Origin of the sequence: Hyphomonas sp., assembly GCF_046313735.1 — a bacterium.
Lineage (GTDB): Bacteria > Pseudomonadota > Alphaproteobacteria > Caulobacterales > Hyphomonadaceae > Hyphomonas.
The window spans coordinates 43,352-68,076 of record NZ_JBKBXW010000011.1; the positions used below are offsets into that span (position 1 = coordinate 43,352).

A 24,725-nucleotide genomic window follows, 5' to 3' on the forward strand; every position below is an offset into this window, starting at 1 on the left:
GTCAGCGATACGCCGCGATAGACCGGGCAACCTTGCCATCGGGCCCGAAGATGAAGGTCTCTGCCACAAGCTCTTCGCGGTGGTTCGTGTAGAGAATGGTCAGGGCGTCCGACCCCACAAGGATCTCATCCAGCTCGAAGAAGAGTTGCGGGGCAAGGGCGAGCGCCTTCGTCCAATAGTCTCGCAGCGCCTTCTTGCCGAATACGCTGGTGGCCTCATTGCCCATCACCTTCGCGATGCGCGGGGAATGGAAGATGATCTCCTCGCCATAATGGGAAAGGATGCGCTCTATGTCCCGGTCGTTCCAGGCGGCGAGCCAGTCGCGCGCGAAGCCTTCCGCAAACGGACGGGCGAGGCCTGCCATCAGCCCTGGCCGTTGACCGCCAGCACGTCCTCGACCGTCCGCAGGCCTGGCTTGGGCGCAGTGACAAGCACGGCCATGTTCCCGGGCAGGTGCTTGTTGTCGAGCATCTTTTCGTGCGCCAGCGGAATATCCGCCCACGGAAAGACTTCCGACATGCCGGGGTCGATGCGCCGGTTGATGACCAGCTGGTTCGCTTCGGAGGCCTGTTTCAGGTTGGCAAAGTGCGAGCCCTGAACGCGCTTCTGGCGCTGCCACAGGAAGCGGGCATCCATGGTAAGATTGAAGCCGGTCGTCCCGGCACAGATGACCACCATGCCGCCGCGCTTGACGACAAAAACCGAAACCGGAAAGGTCAACTCGCCCGGATGCTCGAACACCATGTCGACATCCTTCTTGCCTGTGATGTCCCAGATGGCTTTGCCGAACTTGCGGGTCTCTTTCATATAGTCCTGAAACTTCGGACTATTGATCTTCGGCAGCTGGCCCCAGCAATTGAAGTCGTTCCGGTTGATCACGCCCTTCGCGCCGAGGCTCAGCACGAAATCGCGCTTTTCGTCGGAGGAGACAATGCCGATGGCGTTGGCGCCGGTTACCGCGCAGAGCTGCACCGCGAACGAGCCGATGCCGCCACTGGCGCCCCAGACGAGCACATTATCTGCGGGCTTGAGCACGTGCGGACGGTGGCCGAACAGCATCCGATAGGCGGTTGCGAGCGTGAGCGTGTAGCAGGCGCTTTCTTCCCAGGTCAGGTGTTTCGGGCGCGGCATGCACTGGCGCGCCTGCACGCGCGTGAACTGGCCGAACGCGCCATCCGGCGTTTCATAGCCCCAGATGCGCTGGCTGGGCGAGAACATCGGATCGCCGCCATTGCACTCCTCATCATCGCCCTCATCCTGGTTGCAATGGATGACGACCTCGTCACCCGGCTTGACCCGGGTGACCTTCTTGCCGACCGCCCAGACGATGCCGGCGGCATCGGAACCGGTGATGATGTAATCCTGTTTCAGTCCACGGATATTGTCGAAAGGCGAGACAGGCTCGCCGAGCGCTGCCCAGACGCCGTTGTAATTGACACCGGCGGCCATGACGAGGACGAGCACTTCATCCGAATCGATTTCGGGCACCGGCACCTGCTCGATCTGCATGGCTTTCAGGGGCCGGCCGTGGCGCTCGCGCCGCACGGTCCAGGCGTGCATCATGTTGGGAACATGGAATTCCGGCGGAATTTCGCCGAGTTCGTAGATGTCTTTTTTAACCCGTCCCGACGTTTCCTGAGCCATGGACTTTCCTCCGTTATCGTTCCGGTGCAAGTGGTCCGCTCTTTTTGGCGTCTTCACAGCCCCTGCTGGCGGGCGCACACTGGCGCGGGATTGGAGACGAGGCAAGGATAATGTTGCGCTGCACAATAGAGTTTTCCGGGCTGTGAGGCTTTTTCGACATGCCGGTCTGTTCACTCGTCCACCTGAATGGCGCGATCCTTCCGCTGGATGGCGCACACATCTCCCCTCTGGATCGGGGCTTCCTGTTTGCGCACGCGGCATATGAGGTGACGGCGGTTTACGGCGGCCGTTTTGTGGATCTGGAAGGCCATATTGCTCGTCTCTCGCGCACGCTCGATGGCATCGGCATCCCCGATCCGCACGACGCAGATGGCTGGACGGCGCTGCACGAAGCGCTGATCGCGCGCAACGCCCTGCAGGAGGGCCTGATCTATCTGCAGGTCACCGGCGGGGCCTATGATGCGCGGGACTTTGCCGGGCCGGACATCCTGGCCCCCACCGTCTTCGCCTACGCCGATGCCCGCCCGCTGATCGGCGCGGCGGCGCGGGACGGGATCCGGGCCGTGTTCCTTGCGGACAGCCGCTGGAAACGCCGGGACATGAAGACGACCCAGCTCCTCTCCCAGGCGCTCGCCTACCGGGCCGCCAAGGAGCAGGGGGCCGAGACCGCCTTCATGGTCGAGGACGGTTTAGTGACCGAGGCAGCTTCGGCGAATGCCTGGATTGTGACGGCGTCCGGGGAGATCATCACGCGAGGGCTGTCTTCCGCCATCCTGCCGGGCATCACGCGGGCAGGGGTTTTCCGCCTCGCAGAGATGCGCGGATTCACCATCACGGAGCGCGCATTCACGCCGGAGGAAGCGCTGAATGCCGCCGAAGTTTTCACAAGCTCGGCCGGGGCAATGATCGCGCCGGTGATCGAGCTGGACGGGCGCAGGATCGGGGACGGGCGCCCGGGTCCGGTCACAAGGCAGGTTCAGCGGTTTTACTATGAAGCGATGGGCGCCGATCTGCGCGCCGCAGCGCCCTTCGTTTATGACCGGGACTGAAGCACGGCGCGGGTTTTCAGCGTCAGGATCGTCAGGGCAAGGCCCAGCGTGATGCTGTTCGACAGGATCACCGGCAGCGAGCCGATGAGGATGCCATAGACCAGCCAGACCGCGATGCCGGTTGTGAACAGGGCATACATCACAAGCGATATGCCTTCGGTGCGGCCCGTGCGCACGATGTGCAGGGCCTGCGGCACGAACGACAGGGTTGTCAGGAATGCGGCTATAAGGCCGATGAGGTCGGTCATGGGAGCGAAGGTCCGGGCTGGCTGCGCGCCGAGGCTTAGCGGGGTTCCGCGAGGGGCTCCAGCGCTAACCGCGCGGGGGCGGATCACCCGGCTCGATGACTTCGCCTTCGATGACAATGCCCTCGCCGGAAGCATCACCATATCCGCGCGGGTGGTGCGATGCTGTTGGCCCTGCTTCCAAGCCCGCGAGGCTGCGGGCGGCCAGGCGGGCGCTGATTTCATTGGCGCCGAGCGCGATGGCGGCGGGCAGCGCGGCGAGACCCAGATCGAGCAGGGCGACCTCGCGGGAGAGGGATGTGTCCCGGAACAGGGCCGACAGGCCGAGCACGATCACGAAAACACCGATCAGCAGCCCCAGCCGGAAGGCAAAGCCAAGCAGGACCTGCGCGCCACTGATCGCTGGCTGGATGCCCGCGAGGCCGGCCAGGCGGCGGCGTTCATACAGGCTGACGGCCAGCATGACGGCTGCGAGCAATGAGAGCGCGAGGGGGCTGCGCTGCAGCAACGCCATCAGGCCGGCGCCGAGGGGGAAAGCCGCCAGCGAGAGCGCTCGCAGTCGCAAGACGTGGGCGAGGCCGGATAAAGGTGGTTGGGTCATGCCGGGGCGGGGCTCCAATCACGGCTGGCATGGAGGTTGCCCGACTGCAGCCGGACGGGCAAGTGCGGCATGCGGGCCCGCTTGCCAGAGGCGGCAGCCTCAGTCATGCTGCGCCGCAACAAGGGGAGGCCGTAGACGCCATGACGGACAGCGCCAACGATAACAAAGTTCCTTTTCAGCATTCTGCGGACGCTCCGTGGATCTTCCGGACCTATGCCGGCCACTCCACGGCGAAGAAATCGAACGAGCTTTACCGGCTGAACCTGTCCAAGGGGCAGACGGGCCTGTCCATCGCCTTCGACCTGCCGACCCAGACAGCCTATGACGCTGATCATATCCTCAGCCGGGGCGAGGTCGGCAAGGTCGGCGTGCCGGTAAAGCACCTCGGCGATATGCGTAGCCTGTTCGACCAGCTGCCGCTCGAGCAGATGAACACGTCAATGACGATCAATGCGCCGGCGGCCTGGCTGCTCGCCCTGTATGTGGCGCTGGCGGACGAGCGGGGTGAGAATCGCAAGAAACTCAAGGGCACAACTCAGAACGACATCGTCAAGGAATACCTCTCGCGCGGGACCTATGTGTTCCCGCCGGAGCCGTCGCTGCGGTTGATCGCGGACATGGTGAGCTGGTGTTATGTCGAGGTTCCCAAATGGAACCCGATGAATGTCTGCTCCTACCACCTTCAGGAAGCTGGCGCGACGCCCGAACAGGAACTGGCCTATGCGCTGGCCACCGCCATTGCGGTTCTGGATACGGTGAAGGCTGGCGGTCAAGTTCCGGAATCAGACTTTGAAACCGTGTTTGGCCGGATCTCGTTCTTTGTGAATGCGGGAGTGCGTTTCGTAACGGAACTCTGCAAGATGCGGGCATTCGTCGATCTCTGGGATGAGATTGGCCGGAAGCGGTATGGCGTGACCGACCCGAAGGCGCTGCTGTTCCGCTATGGCGTGCAGGTCAATTCGCTGGGCCTGACGGAGCCGCAGCCCGAGAACAATGTGTACCGTATCCTGCTGGAAGCGCTGGCGGTCACCTTGTCGAAGCGTGCCCGTTGCCGCGCGTTGCAGCTGCCGGCCTGGAACGAGGCAATGGGCCTGCCGCGCCCCTGGGACCAGCAATGGTCGCTGCGCCTGCAGCAGGTGCTGGCCTATGAGACGGACCTGCTGGAGTTCGAGGATATCTTCGATGGCAGCCATGTCATCTCTGGCAAGACCGAAGAGCTGAAGGAGAAGGCGCGGGCCACGCTCGCCGAAATCGACCGGCTCGGCGGCGCCAAGGAAGCGATCGGCTTCATGAAGGAGAGCCTGGTCGGCGCCCATATCCAGCGGATCCGTGCGATTGAGAGCGGCGCGCTGACCGTGGTGGGGGTCAACCGGTTCACCGAGACCGAGGACAGCCCGCTGGGCGCGGGCGATGGGGCGATCCAGACCGTTGATCCGGCCGAGGAGGCCGCGCAGGTGCGCGACCTCAGGGCCTGGCGGTCCGCGCGCGACGGTGCTGCGGCCGAAGCTGCGCTGCGCGACCTGCGCGCGGCGGCCTCCGAGAACCGCAACATCATGGAGCCGTCCATCGCCTGCGCCAAGGCAGGCGTGACCACCGGCGAATGGGGCACAGTGCTGCGCGAGGTTTTCGGCGAGTTCCGCGCGCCGACGGGCGTGGCGCTGGTGATCCGCGGGCCTGAGGGCGACGAGGACATCGAGGCGCTGCGCAAGGAAGTCGCCCGCGTCTCCGAAGCGCTGGGCCGGAAGCTGACCTATGTCCTCGGCAAGCCGGGCCTTGATGGCCATTCCAACGGCGCCGAGCAGATCGCCGCGCGCGGGCGCGAGGCCGGGATGGACGTCGTCTATGAAGGCATCCGCTTCACCCCGGCAGAGATCGCGGCGCAGGCGAAAGCCGCCGGCGCGCATGTCGTTGGCCTGTCAATCCTGTCGGGCAGCCATCTGGATCTTGTGCGTGAGACGCTTGCCGAGCTGCGCAAGGCAGGCCTCAGCGATGTGCCGGTCGTGGTCGGCGGCATCATCCCGCCGGAAGACGCCCGCGCCCTGAAACAGATGGGTGCCGCCGCGATTTACACGCCGAAGGATTTCCGCATCACCGAAATCATGGGGGATGTGACGCGGATTGTCGAAAAGGCGTGGCTCGTCAAAGGCTAGCATTCGCCGATCTGCCGCAGTTGTATCGGGCAAGATCCGCAAACCTGTAGCGGGGCTTGCCGCAGCGCCGCAAAGCTCTCTATCGGGGGACATCTTCATGCCGGAGAAGCCGCGCGATGCCGAATTCCATGCCTCTTCAGCTCGGTTGGGAAGAATGGCTGTCCCTCAATGATCTGGGCCTGCCGGCGATCAAGGCGAAGATTGATACCGGCGCTAAAACGTCTGCGCTGCATGCCAGTGTGATCGAGCCCTTCGGCCCGGCCCATGCGCCGCAGGTGCGCTTCCTGATCCAGCCGGATCCCGGCGATCCCTCGCTGGAGATTACCTGCTCGGCCCCGGTGGTCGACCGGCGGGAGGTGACCAGTTCGAATGGCGAGCGGGAGCTCAGATACGTCATCGAGACACGGGCGGAGATTGGCGGCGTCGAATGGCCGATCCAGCTGACCCTGTCGAACCGGGAAACCATGGCTTACCGGATGCTGCTGGGGCGCACGGCAATCCAGCCGAGCTGGGTGATTGATCCGAATGCGTCTTTCCTGCAGCCCCAACTTGGCTACCAGGCCTATCAGGGCCTGCCGCGCCGCAAGCCGGTGAAGCGCCCCTTGCGGATTGCGCTGCTGACGCGGGAGCCGAAGAACTATTCCTCACGCCGCCTGATCGAGGCCGCTGAAGCGCGCGGGCACGTGATCGAGGCGATTGATACGGCGCGCTGCTATATGCGCATCGGAACGGTGGACGCCGAGGTGCACTATGATGGCAATGCGCTGCCCCGCTATGACGCGGTGATCCCGCGCATCGGCGCAACGATCACCGATTATGGCATGGCGGTGCTGAGGCAATTCTCGAACACCGGCGCCTATTGCCTGAACACGGCCGGCGCGATCGGGCGCAGCCGCGACAAGCTGCTGGCGCACCAGTTGCTCGCGCGCGCACGCGTGCCGATGCCGATCACGGCCTTTGCGCACAGCCCGAAGGATACCAAAGGCCTCGTCGCCGTCGCGGGCGGAGCGCCGGTGGTGCTGAAACTGCTCTCGTCCACGCAGGGGAAGGGGGTGCTGCTGGCCGAGTCGCGCAAGGCCGCTGAGCGGCTGGTCGATGCCTTCCGGGGGCTGGACGCGAACTTCCTGGTACAGGAATTCGTCGAAGAGGCTGGCGGAGCGGATATCCGCGCCTTTGTCGTCGGCAACAAGGTTGTCGGAGCGATGAAGCGGCAGGCAGCGAAGGGGGAGTTCCGCTCGAACCTTCACAGGGGCGGCACGGCGAGTGCGGCCAAGCTGACCTCTGACGAACGCGACATCGCGCGCGAGGCAGCGAAGGTGCTGGGCCTGCAGATTGCCGGTGTGGACCTCTTGCAGACAGCCTCAGGCCCGAAAGTGCTGGAAGTGAATTCCTCACCCGGGCTCAGAGGAATTGAAGCGGCCACCGAAAAGGACATTGCCTCGCGCATCATCGAGCATCTGGAGACCGTCGTGCGCCCGCTTGCACGCCAGCGGGAGCCACTTTGACCCCTCGCTAACGTGCGGAGAAAAGGCGGCCCTTTTCCGTGATCAGGACAATGATGAGCGCGGCGATGCCAAGCGCTGTGAACCCTGCAGTGAGCGGGACAGTGGTTCCGTCAAACTGGGCGCCGATGACGAGGCCGATCAGGCTCGACATCAGCGTCGTGGCAAAGCCATAGGCGGCGGATGCCGTGCCCGCGATCTTGCCCAGCGGCTCCATGGCGAGGGCCGAGAAGTTCGATCCCATCATCCCGAAACAGGCAAAGGCCAGCGCGAAGATCGGGAAGAAGCGCGCAAGGTTCTCGCCGAAAACAAGCGTCGTGACCGTCAGCGCCGCCGAGCACAGGATGAACAGGACAAGCGCGGTATGGCTGATCCGGCGCATACCGAGCCGCTCGACCAGCCGGGAATTGCTGAAGTTTGCAATCGCCAGCGCAACAGCAATGCCGGCGAACCAGAAGGCGAAACTGTCACCCTGGTCGAACACATCGCGGAAGACCTGTTCAGATGAAGCGATGAACGCGAACAGCGCGCCAAAGACTACACCGGCGGCGCACATATAGCCGAAGCTGACCGGGGAGCGGATGACCTGCAGATAGGCATCGGCCGCGCTCCTGAGATTGAGGGGGCGGCGGGCCTCTGGTGGCAGGGTTTCCGGCAGCCTCAGCCAGGTCCAGCCCAGCATCAGCAAGCCCCAGAACGCCAAGACGAGGAAAATCCCCTCCCAGGGCGCAACGAACAGGATCAGCTGGCCAATCGCCGGGGCAATGATCGGGATGATCATGAAAATCGTCATCACGAGCGACATGAAGCTCGCCATGCTGCGCCCCGCGAACAGGTCCCGCACGACGGCTGAGGCGACGATGCGGGCACCGGACGCAAAAATCCCCTGCAGGAAGCGCGCCGCCAGCAGCACCCAGAATTCCCGGATGATCACGCAAAGCAGCGCGGTGGCCACATAGCCGATCAGGCCGATGAACAGCGGCGCGCGGCGGCCGAACCGGTCTGTAATTGGCCCCCAGACGAGCTGCGGTGCGCCAAAGCCGAGGACGAAGGCAAAGATCACAAGCTGCTGGCGGTTGTCGCGCGGGGCGCCGGCCTCCACGAGACCGGTCGCCTCCGCGATGGCGCCGAGGGCGGGCAGCATGATGTCTATGGCAATGGCGTTGAGCGCCATCAGGCCTGCCACGATGCCGATCAGCTCCGGCTTGCTCAAACCGCCGGGGCGGCCGGGCGCCACAGATGCCGGCCGGTCCGCCGTATCGCCGTCCATGTCATTCGTATCCTTTTCGGCCTGGCCTTCTGGACCCTTTCTTTCCGGTTGGCCAGCGGGATTGCAGGGCCCCCGCGCAAAGGGTGCCGGATTGTTTCCTAAATGTTACTCTCGCGGCCGGGGCGCAGATGCTAGGGAAGGGCATGAGCATGCACGTGAACACAAGCTGGCGCGCGGCAGCGGCCGCCTTGATGCTGGGCGCCGGCGTGATGTCCGCTTGCGGCGGCAGCAGCAGCCCTTCGCCGGCGCCCCTTCCGCCGCCAGCGGCAAACCGTCCGCCCGTGATCACGTCACCGGCCAGTGCAAGCATCAATGAGAATACGACCGGCACGGTATACACCCTCACGGCAAATGATCCGGACGGGGACCCTGTCACGCTGTCGATTGTTGCGGGCGGGGATGAGGGCGTCTTCACCTTCGATCCGGCCACCGGCATCCTTTCGCTGGGCACGCCGCTGGATTTCGAGAATCCTCAGGATGCGGACCGCAACAACATCTATCTCATAACCTTCGAGGCACGGGACAATCGCGGCGGCATGACGCGGATCACGGTTGAGATCCGGGTGCTGAATGTTGCAGAGGGCATGGCGCTCCGCCGGGTCGGCTCGGGCTTCAGCCAGCCGCTTTATCTCTCTGGAATTCCGGGCACGGAGCAGGTTGTGGTGCTGCAGAAGGGCGGCCGCGCGCGGGTGCTCAATCCGGAGAGTGGCGCTATCGACAGTGTCGACTTCCTGAATGTTGCCTCCGAAGTCTCCACCGACAGTGAACGGGGGCTCCTGGGGCTTGCCTTCTCGCCGGGCTTTGAAAGCGACCGCCTCATATATGTCAACCTGACCAATCTTGCCGGCGACACCGAAATCCGCCGCTATCAGATGTTCTCAGGCTCATCGCTGCAGGCTGATCCCTCCACCTTGCAGGTGCTGCTGACGATCCCGCAGCCGCGCGCCAATCACAATGCTGGCTGGCTCGGCTTTGGCGGTGACGGTCTGCTCTACATTCCGACGGGCGATAGTGGCGGCGGGGGTGATCCCGACAATGTAGCCCAGAATCCGGACTCTCTGCTCGGCAAGGTCCTGCGGATCGACGTTTCCGGCGATGATTTCCCTTCAGACCCCGCCCTCAACTACCGCATTCCGACGGGCAATGCCTTTCCGGGAGGGGCTGGCGGCGCACCGGAGATTTTTGCGCTCGGCCTGCGAAATCCCTACCGGGCGAGTTTCGATCCGGTCAGCGGTGACCTTTTCATAGGTGATGTCGGACAGAGTGCCGTGGAGGAAATCAACCGGATGCGGCTCTCCGACAGCGGGGCCAATTATGGCTGGCGCCTGCGGGAGGGTACGCTGCCATATAATGGCGGGGCAAACTCGCCGTCGTTCACACCTCCGGTTACGGAGTATTTCCATGGCACAGGACCAAACCAGGGACGCTCCGTCACCGGAGGGTATGTCTACCGAGGCCCCATCGAGCCGATCCGTGATCATTATGTGTTCGGGGATTTCATCAGCGGCAATGTCTGGTCCGTTCCGGAAGCCTCGCTGGTCCCCGGACAGACGCTCAGTTCCTCAAACTTCAACCGCCTGAATGACCAGCTCGTGCCGAATGAAGGCACGCTGAACCAGGTGTCGAGTTTCGGACTCGATACAGAGGGCCGTCTGTATATCGTCTCGTTCGGCGGCAGTGTTTTCCGGGTCGAGCCTGCGCCCTGAGGCGCAGGCCCTGGCCGATATCAGGTGCCGGGCCGGCGGATCTGGCCCGAAAGATTGAAGATCACCTGATCCGCGTCAAAGAAGGCTACATCATCAGGCTTCTCGCCTTTGCCCATCAGGATTTCGGCGCTGGCGACATAGCGTGTCTGCTCGCGGAACTCGACCGGCCCGCCCCAGAATGGATCATAATATCCGTACCGGGAGAAATAGGTCGGTCCCGGCCGGTAGAACCGGTAAGGGTCCCTGAAATACGACGCGCGGGGCCCGAAATACCGGTAGTGCAGGTAGAAGTGATCATAGAAGGGCGTGTAGGCCGCCCCGCCGACCGGCACGATCCTTGTGTCTGCATCGGTTTCCCGGCGCACCACCCTGAAATGGTCGAAGCCGCTCTGCTTGGTCAGCTCTGCGGCCCGGTAAAGCATGTAGGTTTCGACCGTCCGCCGGTCTGTCAGCGAGTTGCCTGAGAACTCAACCTGGAACCTGTTGTCCTCAATCCGAAGCTCGGAGAAGCCCCGGTCAGAGGCGGTCGCGGGCTGGTAAGGTGTGGCCGTGGCGCAGGCGCCAAGGAGGGCCAGCGCGCCGAGGACTGCAGCAGTTGTTATGCGTTTCAACGGTGATACTCCCGTGTTGTCTGTTGTTCATTATGTGCCAGAAGCCAGATGAACGCCAGCCAACACGGGAGGTCACAAATCTGTGAGGACGCGCCTCACGCTGGCTGAATCCGGCTGCGGAACTCGCCGCTGTCGACATAGAGCGCGATCACCGTTGCGAGGTAAATCAGTGCGACGGACAGGGGCAGGAGCGTAAACCTTGCCTCCGGCAGGGCCACCCAGATCACCGTGACAAGAACGCCGCGCGCGATCATGTGGACCAGGAACGGAACCGGCCGCCCATACGACCAGCCGAATACCGGCCAATGCGTCGACATCCCTATGGCGAGCATGAGAGGCACGAGATCATTGTTGGCGCCCATCGCCAGGATCGCTGCGGGCCAGAACATAAGCATCCCGGCCATGGCCATGAAGACGACGCCCTGATCGGGCATTTTTTCTTTCATGAAGGGGTTCCGGAAGAGCGCTCCGTAAAGCAGCGCAATCGGGAAGATGCTGCCGGACAGCATCGCCGCCATCCATGACCAGTCTTCATCGCTCACGGTGTAGCCGAGCAGGGTCAGGACCGCCCAATAGGTTCCGCCAGCGAGGGGAACAGGCCAGCCGCCGCGCACCCGGCAATAGCTTTCGAGGCGTGCCTGCTTCAGCCGCTCGTTCAGTTCAGCAAAATCCATAGTAGTCTCCCGTTCTGCCAATAACTTTGCATAACAAAGTAGTTTGGCAGGATCAAGAGGCTTGTTGGCCGGGAGGAGGTTTCATCCCGGAGCGCGCTGTTCGTTGGACTCCTGAAACGGCAGGCGGGCGTCAGACCCCGACGGCGAGCATCGCCTTGAATGCCGGGCGGGCGGTCACTTTCTGCACCCAGGCGGCTGTGGCTGGCCGCCCGGTCAATCCGCCGCGCGCGGCGCCGCTCATGATCTGGAAGCCCATCAGGCAGTCGGCCGCGGAGAAATTTTCCCCGGCGAAATAGGGATGCTGCGTCAGGTGCGCCTCGATGTAGTTGGCGGCCTTTTCCAGCTCCTGCGCGTTGCGCTGCTGGATCGGGCTGTCGGCGGCCGCGCCGGCCAGACCGAGATAGAGCGTCAGCAGCGACGGCAGGAAGACGGCGCCTTCGGCGGCGTGGAGCCATTCCAGATAGCGCGGAAAATCCGGCGAGTCCGCGCGGGGGTGAAGCCTGTGGTCCGGATCGAATTTCGCGATCAGGTATTCCGCAATCGCGCCGGTTTCGGCGATCACAATTCCGTCATCCTCGAGCAGGGGCGACTTGCCCATCGGATGGATTTTCAGGAGGTCCGGCGGCGCCAGCCGGGTCGTCTCGTCCCGCTTGTGGTGGATGATCTCGTGCGGCACGCCCAGCTCGTTCAGCAGCCAGACGATGCGCTGGGAGCGCGAGGCGTTGAGGTGGTGGAGCTTGAGCGGCATAGGAGCGTCCTTCCGAATTGAGGGGGCTGAAAAAGGAAACGGCAGACACAAAGGTCTGCCGTTGCCATGTGGAATTGGTCGGCGAGCGGCGTCAGGCTGCCTGATAGCCGATCACGGCTTTCACTTCGAGGAATTCCTCAAAGCCGTGCTCGCCCCATTCGCGGCCATTGCCGGACTGTTTGTAGCCGCCGAAGGGGGCCGTGAAGTCCGGCCGCGAGCCGTTGACCTGGATCTGGCCGGCGCGGATGCGGTTGGCCACTTCATAGGCTTCCTTGTCCGGGCCCTGAACGTAACCGGCAAGGCCGTAGACCGTGTCGTTGGCCTGCTCGATCGCTTCTTCCAGCGTATTGTAAGGCAGAATGCAGAGGACGGGCCCGAAGATTTCCTCGCGCGCGATGGTCATGTCGTTGGTGACATTTGCAAACACGGTCGGACGGGCGAAGTAGCCCTTGTTGAAGCCTTCGGGACGGCCCGGGCCGCCGGCGACGAGGGTGGCGCCTTCCTCGATGCCCTTCTGAATGAGGTCCTGGACCTTCTGGTACTGGTTGCCATTCGAGATCGGGCCGATGGCGCCGGGAGGGGCCTCAGCCGGCATCGCGACCTTGACCATTTCGGCGGTGGCTTTCGCGATGGCGACAGCCTGGTCGTGCTGGTCTTTCTGCACGAACATGCGGGACGGCGCGTTACAGCTCTGGCCGGAGTTCGTCATCATCGACATCACGCCGCTGGACACTGCTTTCTGGAGGTCCGCGGTGGGCAGCACGATGTTCGGGCTCTTGCCGCCAAGCTCCTGGGCGACGCGCTTCACGGTCGGGGCAGCGGCCTGCGCGACGAGGACGCCAGCGCGGGTGGAGCCGGTGAACGAGACCATATCGACATCCGGGTGCGAAGAGAGCGCCGAGCCGACGCCCGGGCCGTCGCCATTGACGAGGTTGAACACGCCTTTGGGCACGCCGGCCTCATGCAGGATCTCGGCAAAGATCATCGCGTCGAGCGGGGCAATCTCGGACGGCTTCAGCACCATCGTGCAGCCCGCCGCAATCGCCGGGGCGACCTTGCAGGCGATCTGGTTCAGCGGCCAATTCCAGGGCGTGATGAAGGCGCAGACGCCGATCGGCTCCTTGCGCAGCAGGGTCGTGCCTTTGACCTCTTCCCACTGGTAGGCGCGCAGGATGGCTGCTGTGGTTGCGAAATGGCCCATGCCGGCCGGAACCTGCGCGGCATTGGCGAGCCACATCGGGGCGCCCATCTCAGTGGAAATCGCCTCGGCCAGTTCCGGCATGCGCTTCTGGATTCCGGCGGTGATCTTGTCGAGCAGGTCGGCGCGGTATTCGACGGACGTTTTCGAGAATTCCGGGAAGGCGCGCTTGGCAGCGGCGACCGCTTTATCAGCATCTGCGGCAGACCCAATCGAGATGACCGCGAAATTTTCTTCCGTCGCGGGGTTTTCGACTTCGAGGGTACGCGGGGTCACCGGATCGACCCATTCGCCGTCGATATAGAATTTCAGGTACTCTTTCATGGGCGTGCCTCCCTTGGCATGTCTGAACAGGGCTTTGACCTGACTATAGGAGAGGCGCACCGCCTCCGCCACTGCTGACGTGGGGGGAGGGCGGGGTGCCTCACGAGGTTAGCGCGCGTTGCGGACCCACCCCCGGCCGGCCATGCAGGTAATGAAGTTCGCTTCGATGCCATAGCTGGCTTCGCGGCAGACGGTGTAGGCCGTTTCGAAGGGCTGGGCGCCCTGCCGGGCGGTCCAGTTCTTCTGGCCGCCGCTGGAGGCGCAGGCAGTTGCCATCAGCAGGGCTGTAGCGAGGAGGAGGGGCGCGCGGTGTCTCATTTCTTCTTCATGTTCCCGAACAGGCCGCGCAAGATATAGCGCGTGACTTCGCGACTGACCGTTGTGGCGGCCGTATTTGTGGCGCGTTCGCTGGGTGTCATGCGGCGCGAGCGGGTGGTGGTCGAGGTTGTTCGTCCTTTGGCGGGCGCCTTGGCAGGTGCCTTTGGCGCAGCCTTGGCGCGGGCGGCGGCTTCCTTTTCCTTCTCCGCAGCGATCCGGGCTTTCTCGGCTTCCTTCGCGGCGGCTTCTTCCTTGCGGGTCAGGATTTCGTAGGCGCTCTCGCGGTCGAACATCTTGTCGTACCGCCCAAAGACCGGGCTCGCCTTCTGGATATCGGCGCGCTCCGCATCGCTCAGCGGGCCGAGGCGCGAGGCGGGGGGGCGGATCAGCGTGCGCTGGACAATCGAAGGCGTGCCCTTGGCGTCGAGCGTCGAGACGAGCGCTTCGCCGACGCCGAGTTCGGTGATGACGCTTTCGGTCTTGAAGGCGGGGTTCGGGCGGAACGAGGCGGCGGCGGATTTCACGGCGCGCTGTTCCATCGGCGTGTAGGCGCGCAGCGCGTGTTGGATCCGGTTCCCGAGCTGGGCCAGCACGGATTCGGGAATGTCGCGCGGGTTCTGCGTGACGAAGTAAACGCCCACACCCTTGGACCGGATGAGGCGGACAACCTGCTCGATCTTCTGCAGCAGGGCAGGCGGCGTATCAGTGAAGAGGAGGTGCGCTTCGTCGAAGAAGAAGACGAGGCGGGGCTTTTCCGGATCGCCGATCTCCGGAAGGCGCTCGAACAGTTCCGACAGCAGCCAGAGAAGGAAGGTGGAGTAGAGTTTCGGGCTGTTGATGAGCTTTGTCGCATCCAGCACGTTGACATAGCCGCGCCCGTCGCGGGTTGTGCGCATGAAGTCTTCCAACTCGAGTGCCGGCTCGCCGAAGAAGGTTTCAGCGCCCGCGCGTTCGAGCACAAGAAGCTCGCGCTGCACTGCCGAGAGGGATGCAGCGGCCACATTACCATACTTGCGGCTGACTTCTTCGCGAATGCCGGGTTCGCCGAGATGGGCGAGCAGCTTGCGCAGGTCTTTCAGGTCGAGGATGCGGAAATCCGGATCCGTCAGGCAGCGATCATCCGCATACTGAAAGGCAACATTGAGGACGCCTTCCTGCACTGCGGTCAGGCCCATCAGGCGAGAGAGGAGGACGGGGCCCATTTCGGCAATCGTCGTGCGGATGGGATGGCCTTTCTCGCCATAAAGATCCCAGAAGATCACCGGGGCAGGGTCGTAGGTCAGCGCGTCCATGCCGATGTTTGCAGCGCGGCTTGTGAAGGCGCCGTGCGCCTTGTGGGTTTCGGTGCCGGGCATGGCGACCCCGGCAAGATCGCCCTTCACGTCGGCGGCAAAGACCGGCACGCCGGCATCGGAAAAAGCCTGGGCCATGACCTGCAGGGTGACCGTCTTGCCGGTGCCGGTTGCGCCCGCGACAAGGCCATGCCGGTTGGCGACCTTCAGGATCAGGCTCTGCGCAGCATCAGGCTTGCCAGTGCCATCCGCGTCAGCGCCTCCGAGGAAGATCGTCTCGCCCATAAGTTCAGTCCCCTAGCTGCGCCTGCCTTGATCCTGGCGGGAAGGCTAGCCTCTCCGGCGAAATGGGCAAGCCCGGCCGGGGCCGCTTTCTGCGCTTGACGCAGCAATCCCGGCCTTCCACCCTGAAGGGCAGTTTCAGGGGAACACCCATGGACCGGTCATCGAAGACAGGCATCTGGATCATCGCGACCGGCGTGATTATCGCGCTGCTCTATGCCGGGCGGGATATTCTCGCGACCTTTGCGCTGGCAGTCTTTCTGTTCCTGATCATCGAGGGGTTCGCCAGTGTCATCGACAATGCGTCGCGCACCCTCAGGATCGGCGCAGCCCGGTTGATCGCCATCCTCCTGGTCATTGCCGGATTTGTCGGGTTCATCGTCCTGATGGCAAACGGCGTCGCTGAATTCAGCCGGGACTCCGGGGAGTATGAAGAGAAGATCAACGGTCTGATTGCCGCAGTCTATGGCGTGGCCGGGATTACGGAGGCGCCGACCCTGACGCAGCTCCTGTTCAACGAAAGTGGCCAGCGTTTCTTTGCGACCATCGCCAACTCGGTCAGCGGCCTGTCGGGCGACCTCGTCCTGATCCTGATCTATGTCGGCTTCCTCTTCGCGGCCCAGTCGATGTGGACGCAGAAGCTGGACAATGTGTTTCCGGATCCTGATCGCCGGGACCAGGTCCGGCGCATCGGGAATGATGCCCGCGTTGCGATAGAAAAATACCTGTGGACCCAAACCGTTATCTCGGCGCTCATCACCGCGCTGACTTATGTCTCTCTCGTGATGCTCGGGGTTCAGAATGCCCTGTTCCTGTCGGCGCTGATCTTCGTCCTGAATTACATACCAACCATCGGTTCGATTGTGGCGGCCCTCGTTCCGCCGCTTTTTGCGCTCGTTCAGCCGGGAGTGCCATCCTGGGTTCCGGGGGATGGGAACGATGCATCCTACATCTATGCCGCGATTGTGTTCGCGATTGTCAGCCTCTGGCAATTCAGCATCGGGAACTTTGTGCAACCGCGAATGATGGGCGATTCGCTCAACCTCTCCGCGCTGGTCGTTCTCCTCGCCCTTGCCATTTGGGGTGTGATCTGGGGCATACCCGGGATGTTCCTGTCCGCACCGCTCACTGTGCTGATGATGATACTGTTCGCGCAGTCCGAGGGCACACGCTGGATCGCGATTCTTCTGTCTGCAGACGGCTTGCCGGACCTTCGCAAGGAGCAGGATGACGCAGCCTGAACTGCATGTGAGGCTGGCATGGATGTCATCGAAGTGTTACATCGCACCCGGGTTGAGGGAGCAGGCACGAGCGTTTTTCGCGTGCTCTCATAAAAAATGTTAACGATTTTGGTGTCGGCTGATCCTTGAACTGGAGCCATCGGCATCAATATCTATCAAAATCAGGCTTCCGCGTGCGTCCCCCCACCCAGCCTGCGGAATTTGCCTGTAGGGCCCGCCGGACATGTCCCCGTCTGGCGGGCCCGCTTCGTTCCGGGGCCCGCGATCCCCGCATCCCCTTAACCGGCACTGCCTGATTATCAGGCATATGTCAGTTGAAGCCGGTTTCCGCTGCGGCTAGACCCTTGGGCAAGCCTGACCCAGCGCGAGTCGTTTCCCATGCCCCGTTCCGCCACCACCCCCGGGCCTGCCAGTCAGGTCATTGACCAGTTCCTTCAGGAAGCAGCCGGCGAAGACCTGACCGGGCTTGATGAAGCCGACATCCGCCGCCTGGCTTCAAATGCCTGGGAGTGGGCTGCAGGGGTGCCCGCAGGCCAGCAGGCCGTGCGCGTCATCCTGCGGCCGGAAGGCGAGGGCGACCGTGCCTTGTCGCGAAGTATCCTGGAAGCGACGGGGCCGGACATGCCCTTCCTTGTGGATTCCCTCCTCGGCGAATGTGCTGCCCAGGGCCAGGAGGTCAGAACCCTGTTCCACCCGGTGGTCACCCTCGCCGACGGGCGGATGATTTCCCTGATCCAGATCCACACCCCGCTGCTGACGGCCGGCGAGGCCCGGATGCTGGAAGACGGCGCGCGCGCTACGCTTGCCGATGTCGAGCGTGCGGTCTCCGACCACGCCGCGATGCGCGCACGGATGCGCAGCGAGATGAAACGGCTTGCTGGTCTGCGCCACCTGCCGCCGGCCGAGCGCGACGAGGCTGTGGAGTTCCTCGAATGGCTGTACCGGGAACATTTCGTCTTCCTCGGCTGCCGCGAATACGATTTCGAGACGGATGCAGATGGCAGCGTGAAGCCCGGCGAGCCCCTGATGGTGGAGGGCTCCAACCTCGGCATACTCCGGGATGAAAACCTCAACGTGCTGAGCCATGACAGCGAGCCGCTCGTGCTGACGCGCGAGATCGGCCAGTTCCTGCAGGCGCCGATCCCGCTGATCATCGCCAAGTCGACGCTGCCGAGCCGTGTGCACCGGCGGGTGCCATGCGATTACATCGGCGTGAAGAAATATGATGCCGAAGGCCGGGTGAATGGCGAGGTACGCTTCCTCGGCCTGTTCACAGCGGAGGCCTATGACGAGACGGCGCGGTCGATCCCCTTCGTGCGCCGCCGGGTACAGAAGATCATGGCGGCCGCCGGCGCGACACCGGGCGGGCATACCGAAAAGGCGCTGGCAAACCTGATCGAGACATGGCCGCGCGACGAACTCCTGCAGACCCGCTCGACTGTGCTCGGCCCGATGATCATGGCGGCGCATCACCTGATCGGCCGCCCACGCACAAAACTGTTCCTGCGGCGGGACGAGTTCGACCGGTTTGTCACGGCGCTGGTCTTCGTGCCCCGCGAATCCTACGACACGGCTCTTCGCCAGAAGATCGCCGCGGCGCTCACCGAGGCCTGGCAGGGAGATCTCAAGAGCTTCCAGCCTTATTTCGACTCCGGGCCGCTTGCCCGTGTTCATTTCGAGATTGCGCTGCACGCGGATCATCCGGAGCCTGACCCGGCGGAACTGGAAAACCGAATCATCGAGCTTGCGCGCACCTGGGACCAGGCGTTCCGTGAGAGCCTGATGGAGTCCGGGTTGACAGGGGCCGACAGGGAAGGGGCCCGCAGCTTCATCGGCGCCTTCAACGCAGCCTACCGCGAAGCCTTCAGCCCGCATGAGGCGATAGAGGATGTGACCTGCATGGCCGCGCTGAGCGCTGGCCGGCCGATCGTTGCGCGGGCTTACCGGATGGGGTCTGATGCCGACTCCAAGGTGCGGATGAAGGTCTACACCCGGACCGGATCCATTCCGTTGTCGCGCTGCGTGCCCGTCTTCGAGAATCTAGGCCTGTTTGTTGATTTCGAAACCGGTTACCCCGTCCGTCCCCTGACAAAGCCTGCTGCAGATGCGCCGGACGTCTACTGGATCCATTCCTTCTCGATGCAGACCGCCGATGGGGGCGCGCTGGAGCTGGATAGTCTCTCTGGCGCTTTCGAAGAGGCGTTCATCGCAGTCTGGAGCGGGCTTGCAGAGAATGACGGGTTCAACCGGCTGGTGCTCAAGGCCGAAGCCTCCTGGAGGGAAGCGGCCCTGATCCGGGCCCTCACGGCGTATCGCCGCCAGAGCGGTATCGAGCCGCCCCAGGAGGTTCAGGAAGCGGCGCTCGCGCGCTACCCTGCCGTGACCCGCCTGATCCTCGACCTCTTCACGGCGCGGTTTGATCCGTCTGCGCACAAGACGCTGGACCTGCGCCGGAAAGCCGAGAAGACGCTGCGGGACCAGTTTGACGAGGCCATGAAGAGTGTGAGCAGCCTCGCCGACGACACCGTGCTGCGGCGCTTGTTTGATCTTGTCGCGGCCATCCAGCGCACGAATTTCTATCAGACCGACGAAGCAGGCTCCCCCCGCCGCTTCATCAGCATCAAGGTTGCGAGCCGGGAGCTTGCCGACCTGCCGGAGCCCAAGCCCTACCGCGAGATATTCACTGACAGCCCGAGGGTTGAAGGTGTGCACCTGCGTTTCGGCCCGGTGGCCCGCGGCGGCCTGCGCTGGTCGGACCGGGCATCTGACTACCGCACGGAAGTGCTCGGCCTCGTAAAGGCCCAGCAGGTAAAGAACGCAGTGATCGTGCCGGTGGGCTCCAAGGGCGGGTTCTATCCGAAACAGCTCGCCGACCGGTCGGACCGGGATGCCTGGTTCGAGAGCGGACGTGATGCGTACAAGGAGTTTATCACAGCCCTCCTCAGCGTTACGGACAACATCATCGAAGGCAGGGTCACGCACCCGGCCCAGACGGTGATCTGGGACGGGGAGGATCCTTACCTCGTGGTCGCAGCCGACAAGGGAACAGCGACTTTCTCCGACACCGCCAATGCGATCAGCATCGAGAAAGGCCACTGGCTCGGCGACGCGTTCGCGTCCGGGGGCTCGGCCGGCTATGACCACAAAAAAATGGGCATCACGGCACGCGGCGCGTGGGAGGCTGTGAAACGCCATTTCCGCGAGATGGGCCGGGATATCCAGGCAGAGCCGTTCACCGTCATTGGCGTTGGTGACATGAGCGGTGACGTCTTCGGAAACGGCATGTTGCTGTCACCTGAAATCCGGCTGATCGCAGCCTTCAATCACATGCACATCTTCATTGATCCGTCGCCGGAGGATGCGGGCAGATGCCTTGCGGAGCGCCAACGCCTGTTCGAACTCCCGCGCTCGGCCTGGTCTGATTACGATGCCGCTCTGATATCCAAGGGCGGCGGCGTGTTCGAGCGCTCGGCCAAATCGATTGCGTTGACACCGGAGATCAAGGCCCTGACCGGGCTCGCAAAGGATGCGGTCACGCCTGACGAACTGATCCATGCGCTGCTGAAAGCCGAATGTGACCTCCTCTGGTTTGGCGGCATCGGCACCTATGTGAAATCCGCGCAGGAAACCCATGCGGAAGCAGGCGACCGCGCCAATGACGGGATCCGCGTCAATGGCCGGGACCTGCGCGCGAAGGTGATCGGCGAGGGGGCCAATCTCGGACTGACGCAGGCGGGCCGGATCGAGTTTGCCCAGGCTGGCGGCCGTCTGAATACCGATGCAATCGACAATTCCGCTGGCGTGGATTCGTCCGACCACGAAGTGAATATCAAGATCCTCTCTGCCGAGGCGATACGTCTCGGCGCGCTGAAGACCGAGGACCGCGACGATATGCTCGCGGCGATGACGGATGATGTCGCGCGCCTTGTTCTCACACACAACTACGACCAGACAAACACCCTGACGCTCGCATCCGCCAACGCTCAGGATGATCATGAGGCGTTGGAACGCCTGATGGTGTACCTGGAAGAGCGCGGCGTCCTGAACCGCGCGCTGGAAGGCCTGCCGGCCACGCAGGACATGCAGGCGCGCAGCGCCGAGGGCCGCTGGCTCGCCCGGCCGGAACTGGCGGTCCTGCTCGCCTGGTCAAAGATTGTCCTGTTTGACGACATTGTCGCCTCGGACCTGCCGGATGATCCGTGGTTCTCCTCCGTCCTCAAAGGATATTTCCCGTCGCCGGTCGATGGATTTGAAGAGGCTCTGGCCAATCACCGCCTTCGCCGCGAGATCATTTCGACGGTTGTTGCAAACCGCAGTCTCGATCTTGGCGGTCCGGTTCCGCTCCTGCGCCTGCGGGAGTTGACCGGTGCGGGCCCTGCGGAGATGGTGAAGGGCGTCGAAGCCGCCCGTGCGGTGCTGGACATCTCCTCCTTCCGGCGGGAGGTCTTCTCCCTCGACACGAAAGTCGGCGCTGATCTGCAGACGGACCTTCAGGAAGAAGCCGTCAATGCGGTCAGCGAGGCGGCCGCGTGGTTTATCCGTACACTGCCGGAGAAGACAACCGGTGAGGCCGTTGCGCTGACCCATCGTCCGCTCGATGAACTTAAGGCCGCCCTGTCCAGCATTCAGACTACGTTCCCTGCCTCCCGGATCGAGCGGGCCGCGCGCGGTTACCAGAAGCGCGGCGCCCCGGAGCCCCTTGCCCAATGGGCGGCGGCAATGTCCTATTTTGCGCAAGGTCTTGTCGTGACGGATCTCGCCCGCAACTGCGAGGTCAGCGTGCCGGATGCCGGTGCCGCCTTCTACCAAATCGGCGATGCATTGAGGCTGGACAGGCTCCGGGCCTCTGCCCGGGAAGGGCTTGCCCGCGCGCCCTATTGGGACCGCGTCGCCGGCCGACGCCTGATATCCGAACTTGTTCGCCTGCAGGCAGCCGCAGCAGAACAAGCAATCCGCGGCGGTAGCGCGGAGAGCTGGCTGGAGGCCCGCATCGACGGCCGCAAACAGCTCCTCCAGACGCTCGGCACGCTTGGCCGGGACCGTGACTGGTCCTTCGCCAAGTTTGCCCTTTCGGCCGATGCGGTGCGCCAGTTCATGGGGCGCTGACGGGCCTCACCTTGCTGCGAGCGCAGCGGCGAGGTCAGTCAGCGGCCCTTCCTTCAGGGCTTCGCAGAGGGCAACGCGCTCCAGCGCGAGGGCAAGCTGGCGCTCATAGCCGGGGATCTGCCCGGACTTGCTGCGCAGGAACGCCTCCGCCCGCCCGGCATCCACCGACGAGCAGAAGCCTCCGGCAAAAGCGCCGACCTGCTGGCGCCGCACAACCGGCAGCTTTTCGATGATGGCGTCGAACCGCGCCTCGAAGGCCTCCCAGGCGAGTGCCGCTGCTCCGGTATTCAGGCCGGGATTGGTGGCATCCGCAGAGCTGGTGAACGAGGCCGAGAGCGCGGACCAGATGTCTGATGGGCTCGCGCTTGTATCGGGAAGTTGGCGGATAAGGTCTGCAACCACTTGAGGGGCGCCGCGCGCGGCAATCGCCCGGAGAATCGCCGTGCGCTCTGCCTGGTTCTGTGAGACGAGCGCGAAAGACAGCGCAGCCTCTGCAAAGGCGCTGCCCTTCTCCTGTACACCCGCCCCAATGGCGGCGCTCACTTCCTGTGCCTGCAGCGCTGCGGGATCCGGATTGCGGCCGGACGTGCCGATGAAACGTTCCGCACGCTGCACAAGCTGGGCGCGTGCCTGGGGGCGCTCCCCGGCCGCGATCAGAAGCGCTGTCAGGGATTCGCGCAGCAATGTCTCGCGGGCTGTGAGCGAAGCAGCGGGCCGCGACAGGAGCTGGCGTTCAGCCGGGGCATACGTCGTCTCGAGCCAGCGTGAGAAGGCGGCCCGGTCGTCCGTATCAAGACGGGCATGATAGCCGCGCAGCGCGCCGAGCGGGCGGATCATGGCGGCGGCCGATCCCCGGGTTGATGCTTCCAGGCCGCTCAGCAGGGTTTCGCCGCTGACCGAGCCGGCCTCGAAGCCGGCGATCAGGGAGTCGAGGTATACCATCTGCTCGCCCGCGCTCAGCTCGCCATAATGGGCGGCAAGCCGGGCCGCGCTGTCGGCGTCCAGCGCGAAGCGCCAGTATCCGGTCCCGCCCGCATTCGGCATGACATAATCCGGGCACGCATCAAGCTCGATCCGGCTGTCGGCGGCTGTCAGCATCTGGCGAATTGTCTGGTCGCCGGATGCAGTGGAGATCCGGGCAGAGAACGGGATACGCCAGGTCGTGCCATCCGGGTCAATCTGCGAGCCGAGCGGCGCGTAGCGGGATTGCCTGATTTCAAGCGTCGCCGCGCCGTCATCCGGGCACGCTGCGCTCACCTGCAGGACAGGAATGCCGGGCTGCAGGATGAAGGTCCGGAAACTCTCCACCACAGCGCTGTCGCCGGACCCTTCAGCCAGGCTCTGCAGGAAGTCGTCCACATCCGCGACCCCATCGGCGAAGCGTTTCATGTGCACGCGAATGCCCTGCCGGAATGCCTCCTCGCCCAGATAGGTCTCGAACATGTTCAGCACGCTGCCGCCCTTGGAATAGGTGATCGCGTCAAAGGCGTCGTTGATGTCGCCATTGGACGTGACCGGATTCCGGATCTGGCGGACATTTCGCAGGCTGTCATCGCGCATGGCGTTCAGTCCGGATGCGATGGGGCTGAGGTCCCATTCCCCCTCGGGCTCGAGCGCGTGCATCGTCTTGTAGCTGAACCAGGTCGCAAAGGATTCGTTCAGCCAGATATCATTCCACCATTTGGGGGTCACCAGGTTCCCGAACCATTGGTGCGCCAGTTCGTGGGCATGGGTATTGAAGATGTTGCGGCGCTGGTTCAGCGAAGTGCGCTCATCAATCAGCAGCGCCGATTCCCGGTAGATGATGGCGCCGGCATTTTCCATGGCGCCCCAGGCGAAATCCGGGGCCGCGATCAGGTCCAGTTTCCCATAGGGATAGGGCTCTGCGAAATAGTCCTCCTGCCACATCAACATCGGATGCGTGATCCGCAATGCCTCCTCCAGCATCGCGCTCTTGCCTGCCGCTGCATAACCGCGCAGCGGAATAGGCGCCTGCCGGAGACCCGCCGTGTAGTCGATCCATTGCAGCTCGGTTTCGTCATAAGGCCCGACGGCCAGAGCAACGAGGTAAGACGGAATTGGGCGCGTCGGAGAGAAGATATGGCGCTCCAGCCCGTCGCCAGCCGGTTCAGCCGCGATATGCATTCCGTTGGATATGACCTTCAGACCCTCAGGCGCCGTCACCGTCAGTGCCCAGATGGTTTTGAACCGTGGCTCGTCAAAGCTCGGCACCATCCGGCGGGCATCAATGGCCTGCATCTGGCTGGCAAGATACGGCTTGCCGCCTTGCGTCACCTTGTAGAGCCCGGCGAGGCCGAGATTGTAAGGCGCCTCATAGTCAAAGACGAGCGTGACATTGCCGGCCGGCAGGGGCGTCTCGAAGTCGAGCCTTGACACGCCGCCGGGCGCCTCATTGCCGGTAAAGGCCGCAGGAATTTCGTCGCCGCTTGGGAGGCGGGCAAAGACGTTCAGGATGTTCATGTCCTGCGCGTGCAGCCAGATACGCGCATGCGGCGCATCGAGGGTGACATCAATCTCGACATCCGCCGTGAAGCCCTCGGCGGCCGGGTCCGCCACAATGTTCAGCCTGTAGACAGTCGGGGTCACCCCAGAGGGAAGCTGGCCGGCTGGCGGCTCCTGGAGACGCACGATATCCGGCTCTCCCCCGCCGAGTGCAAGGTTCGGTCCGCAAGCCGCAAGGGTCAGCACTGAAGCAGCAGCCAGAAGGGTGGAAGCAAGGTGACGGCGGAGCATGAGGGCAACC

The 24,725-nt window shown here is 63.7% G+C and carries 18 protein-coding genes; 6 read left to right on the top strand and 12 right to left on the bottom strand.

The annotated features are described in order from the left end of the window. Position 1 precedes the first annotated feature (1 nt). Positions 2-364, bottom strand: a complete 363-nt coding sequence (locus tag ACK4SV_RS07230; protein WP_409917141.1) for a nuclear transport factor 2 family protein — start codon at positions 362-364, stop codon at positions 2-4. Continuing rightward, the gene (gene ccrA, locus ACK4SV_RS07235; protein WP_409917142.1) at positions 364-1,644 is read right to left on the bottom strand and encodes a crotonyl-CoA carboxylase/reductase; all 1,281 of its coding nucleotides are present in this window, start codon (positions 1,642-1,644) and stop codon (positions 364-366) included. The genes ACK4SV_RS07230 and ccrA overlap by 1 nt, the downstream gene beginning before the upstream one ends. 158 nt (positions 1,645-1,802) lie before the next feature. On the opposite strand from ccrA, the gene ACK4SV_RS07240 reads away from it, so the two are divergent. Then, complete coding sequence (locus ACK4SV_RS07240) at positions 1,803-2,693, top strand: aminotransferase class IV (protein ID WP_409917143.1); 891 nt, start codon at positions 1,803-1,805, stop codon at positions 2,691-2,693. Here ACK4SV_RS07240 and ACK4SV_RS07245 read toward each other — a convergent pair. Continuing rightward, positions 2,678-2,941 (bottom strand): SemiSWEET transporter, encoded by a 264-nt coding sequence (locus tag ACK4SV_RS07245; protein WP_409917144.1) that lies wholly within the window; start codon positions 2,939-2,941, stop codon positions 2,678-2,680. The genes ACK4SV_RS07240 and ACK4SV_RS07245 overlap by 16 nt on opposite strands. A gap of 64 nt (positions 2,942-3,005) precedes the next feature. After that, complete coding sequence (locus tag ACK4SV_RS07250) at positions 3,006-3,539, bottom strand: hypothetical protein (protein ID WP_409917145.1); 534 nt, start codon at positions 3,537-3,539, stop codon at positions 3,006-3,008. A gap of 140 nt (positions 3,540-3,679) precedes the next feature. Between ACK4SV_RS07250 and ACK4SV_RS07255 the strand changes: the two genes are divergently transcribed. Together ACK4SV_RS07255 and rimK are read left to right on the top strand one after the other, a co-directional pair. After that, positions 3,680-5,689: a methylmalonyl-CoA mutase family protein gene (locus tag ACK4SV_RS07255; RefSeq protein ID WP_409917146.1), complete on the top strand. Its 2,010-nt coding sequence runs from the start codon at positions 3,680-3,682 to the stop codon at positions 5,687-5,689. 116 nt (positions 5,690-5,805) lie between these two features. Next, positions 5,806-7,194, top strand: coding sequence for a 30S ribosomal protein S6--L-glutamate ligase (rimK, locus tag ACK4SV_RS07260; RefSeq protein WP_409917147.1), 1,389 nt, complete (start codon positions 5,806-5,808; stop codon positions 7,192-7,194). 7 nt (positions 7,195-7,201) lie between these two features. Here rimK and ACK4SV_RS07265 read toward each other — a convergent pair whose 3' ends face one another. Further along, a complete protein-coding gene (locus tag ACK4SV_RS07265; RefSeq protein ID WP_409917148.1) occupies positions 7,202-8,461 on the bottom strand; it encodes a multidrug effflux MFS transporter in 1,260 nt (419 codons plus the stop codon). A gap of 149 nt (positions 8,462-8,610) precedes the next feature. Here ACK4SV_RS07265 and ACK4SV_RS07270 point away from each other — a divergent pair, with 149 nt between their 5' ends. Further along, the gene (locus ACK4SV_RS07270) at positions 8,611-10,167 is read left to right on the top strand and encodes a PQQ-dependent sugar dehydrogenase (RefSeq protein WP_409917149.1); all 1,557 of its coding nucleotides are present in this window, start codon (positions 8,611-8,613) and stop codon (positions 10,165-10,167) included. Positions 10,168-10,187: 20 nt separating this feature from the next. On the opposite strand, the gene ACK4SV_RS07275 is transcribed toward ACK4SV_RS07270, so the two are convergent. The 6 genes from ACK4SV_RS07275 to ACK4SV_RS07300 form a co-directional block, all read right to left on the bottom strand. Beyond that, positions 10,188-10,778, bottom strand: coding sequence for a CC0125/CC1285 family lipoprotein (locus tag ACK4SV_RS07275; RefSeq protein ID WP_409917150.1), 591 nt, complete (start codon positions 10,776-10,778; stop codon positions 10,188-10,190). 95 nt (positions 10,779-10,873) lie between these two features. Further along, complete coding sequence (locus ACK4SV_RS07280) at positions 10,874-11,452, bottom strand: DUF7010 family protein (protein WP_409917151.1); 579 nt, start codon at positions 11,450-11,452, stop codon at positions 10,874-10,876. A gap of 130 nt (positions 11,453-11,582) precedes the next feature. Further along, the gene (locus ACK4SV_RS07285; protein WP_409917152.1) at positions 11,583-12,200 is read right to left on the bottom strand and encodes a glutathione S-transferase family protein; all 618 of its coding nucleotides are present in this window, start codon (positions 12,198-12,200) and stop codon (positions 11,583-11,585) included. A 91-nt stretch (positions 12,201-12,291) separates the two neighbouring features. Beyond that, positions 12,292-13,722, bottom strand: coding sequence for an aldehyde dehydrogenase family protein (locus tag ACK4SV_RS07290; protein WP_409917153.1), 1,431 nt, complete (start codon positions 13,720-13,722; stop codon positions 12,292-12,294). 108 nt (positions 13,723-13,830) lie between these two features. After that, entirely contained in the window at positions 13,831-14,040 is a 210-nt protein-coding gene (locus tag ACK4SV_RS07295) for a hypothetical protein (RefSeq protein WP_409917154.1), read from the bottom strand. Further along, complete coding sequence (locus tag ACK4SV_RS07300) at positions 14,037-15,617, bottom strand: helicase HerA-like domain-containing protein (RefSeq protein WP_409917155.1); 1,581 nt, start codon at positions 15,615-15,617, stop codon at positions 14,037-14,039. Before ACK4SV_RS07300 ends, ACK4SV_RS07295 begins: the two co-directional genes overlap by 4 nt. 149 nt (positions 15,618-15,766) lie before the next feature. On the opposite strand from ACK4SV_RS07300, the gene ACK4SV_RS07305 reads away from it, so the two are divergent. After that, on the top strand, positions 15,767-16,855 hold the full coding sequence (locus ACK4SV_RS07305) for an AI-2E family transporter (RefSeq protein WP_409917156.1): 1,089 nt from the start codon (positions 15,767-15,769) through the stop codon (positions 16,853-16,855). A gap of 378 nt (positions 16,856-17,233) precedes the next feature. Continuing rightward, the gene (locus tag ACK4SV_RS07310) at positions 17,234-21,961 is read left to right on the top strand and encodes an NAD-glutamate dehydrogenase (protein ID WP_409917157.1); all 4,728 of its coding nucleotides are present in this window, start codon (positions 17,234-17,236) and stop codon (positions 21,959-21,961) included. 6 nt (positions 21,962-21,967) lie between these two features. Here the strand turns inward: ACK4SV_RS07310 and ACK4SV_RS07315 are convergent, their stop codons facing one another. Further along, complete coding sequence (locus tag ACK4SV_RS07315) at positions 21,968-24,715, bottom strand: M1 family aminopeptidase (RefSeq protein ID WP_409917158.1); 2,748 nt, start codon at positions 24,713-24,715, stop codon at positions 21,968-21,970. Between the last annotated feature and the right edge of the window lie 10 nt (positions 24,716-24,725).

Coding starts and splice junctions, on each gene's coding strand:
- ACK4SV_RS07230 (WP_409917141.1), bottom strand. CDS start 364: ATGGCAGGCCTCGCCCGTCCGTTTGCGGAAGGCTTCGCGCGCGACTGG.
- ccrA (WP_409917142.1), bottom strand. CDS start 1,644: ATGGCTCAGGAAACGTCGGGACGGGTTAAAAAAGACATCTACGAACTC.
- ACK4SV_RS07240 (WP_409917143.1), top strand. CDS start 1,803: ATGCCGGTCTGTTCACTCGTCCACCTGAATGGCGCGATCCTTCCGCTG.
- ACK4SV_RS07245 (WP_409917144.1), bottom strand. CDS start 2,941: ATGACCGACCTCATCGGCCTTATAGCCGCATTCCTGACAACCCTGTCG.
- ACK4SV_RS07250 (WP_409917145.1), bottom strand. CDS start 3,539: ATGACCCAACCACCTTTATCCGGCCTCGCCCACGTCTTGCGACTGCGA.
- ACK4SV_RS07255 (WP_409917146.1), top strand. CDS start 3,680: ATGACGGACAGCGCCAACGATAACAAAGTTCCTTTTCAGCATTCTGCG.
- rimK (WP_409917147.1), top strand. CDS start 5,806: ATGCCGAATTCCATGCCTCTTCAGCTCGGTTGGGAAGAATGGCTGTCC.
- ACK4SV_RS07265 (WP_409917148.1), bottom strand. CDS start 8,461: ATGGACGGCGATACGGCGGACCGGCCGGCATCTGTGGCGCCCGGCCGC.
- ACK4SV_RS07270 (WP_409917149.1), top strand. CDS start 8,611: ATGCACGTGAACACAAGCTGGCGCGCGGCAGCGGCCGCCTTGATGCTG.
- ACK4SV_RS07280 (WP_409917151.1), bottom strand. CDS start 11,452: ATGGATTTTGCTGAACTGAACGAGCGGCTGAAGCAGGCACGCCTCGAA.
- ACK4SV_RS07285 (WP_409917152.1), bottom strand. CDS start 12,200: ATGCCGCTCAAGCTCCACCACCTCAACGCCTCGCGCTCCCAGCGCATC.
- ACK4SV_RS07290 (WP_409917153.1), bottom strand. CDS start 13,722: ATGAAAGAGTACCTGAAATTCTATATCGACGGCGAATGGGTCGATCCG.
- ACK4SV_RS07295 (WP_409917154.1), bottom strand. CDS start 14,040: ATGAGACACCGCGCGCCCCTCCTCCTCGCTACAGCCCTGCTGATGGCA.
- ACK4SV_RS07300 (WP_409917155.1), bottom strand. CDS start 15,617: ATGGGCGAGACGATCTTCCTCGGAGGCGCTGACGCGGATGGCACTGGC.
- ACK4SV_RS07305 (WP_409917156.1), top strand. CDS start 15,767: ATGGACCGGTCATCGAAGACAGGCATCTGGATCATCGCGACCGGCGTG.
- ACK4SV_RS07310 (WP_409917157.1), top strand. CDS start 17,234: ATGCCCCGTTCCGCCACCACCCCCGGGCCTGCCAGTCAGGTCATTGAC.
- ACK4SV_RS07315 (WP_409917158.1), bottom strand. CDS start 24,715: ATGCTCCGCCGTCACCTTGCTTCCACCCTTCTGGCTGCTGCTTCAGTG.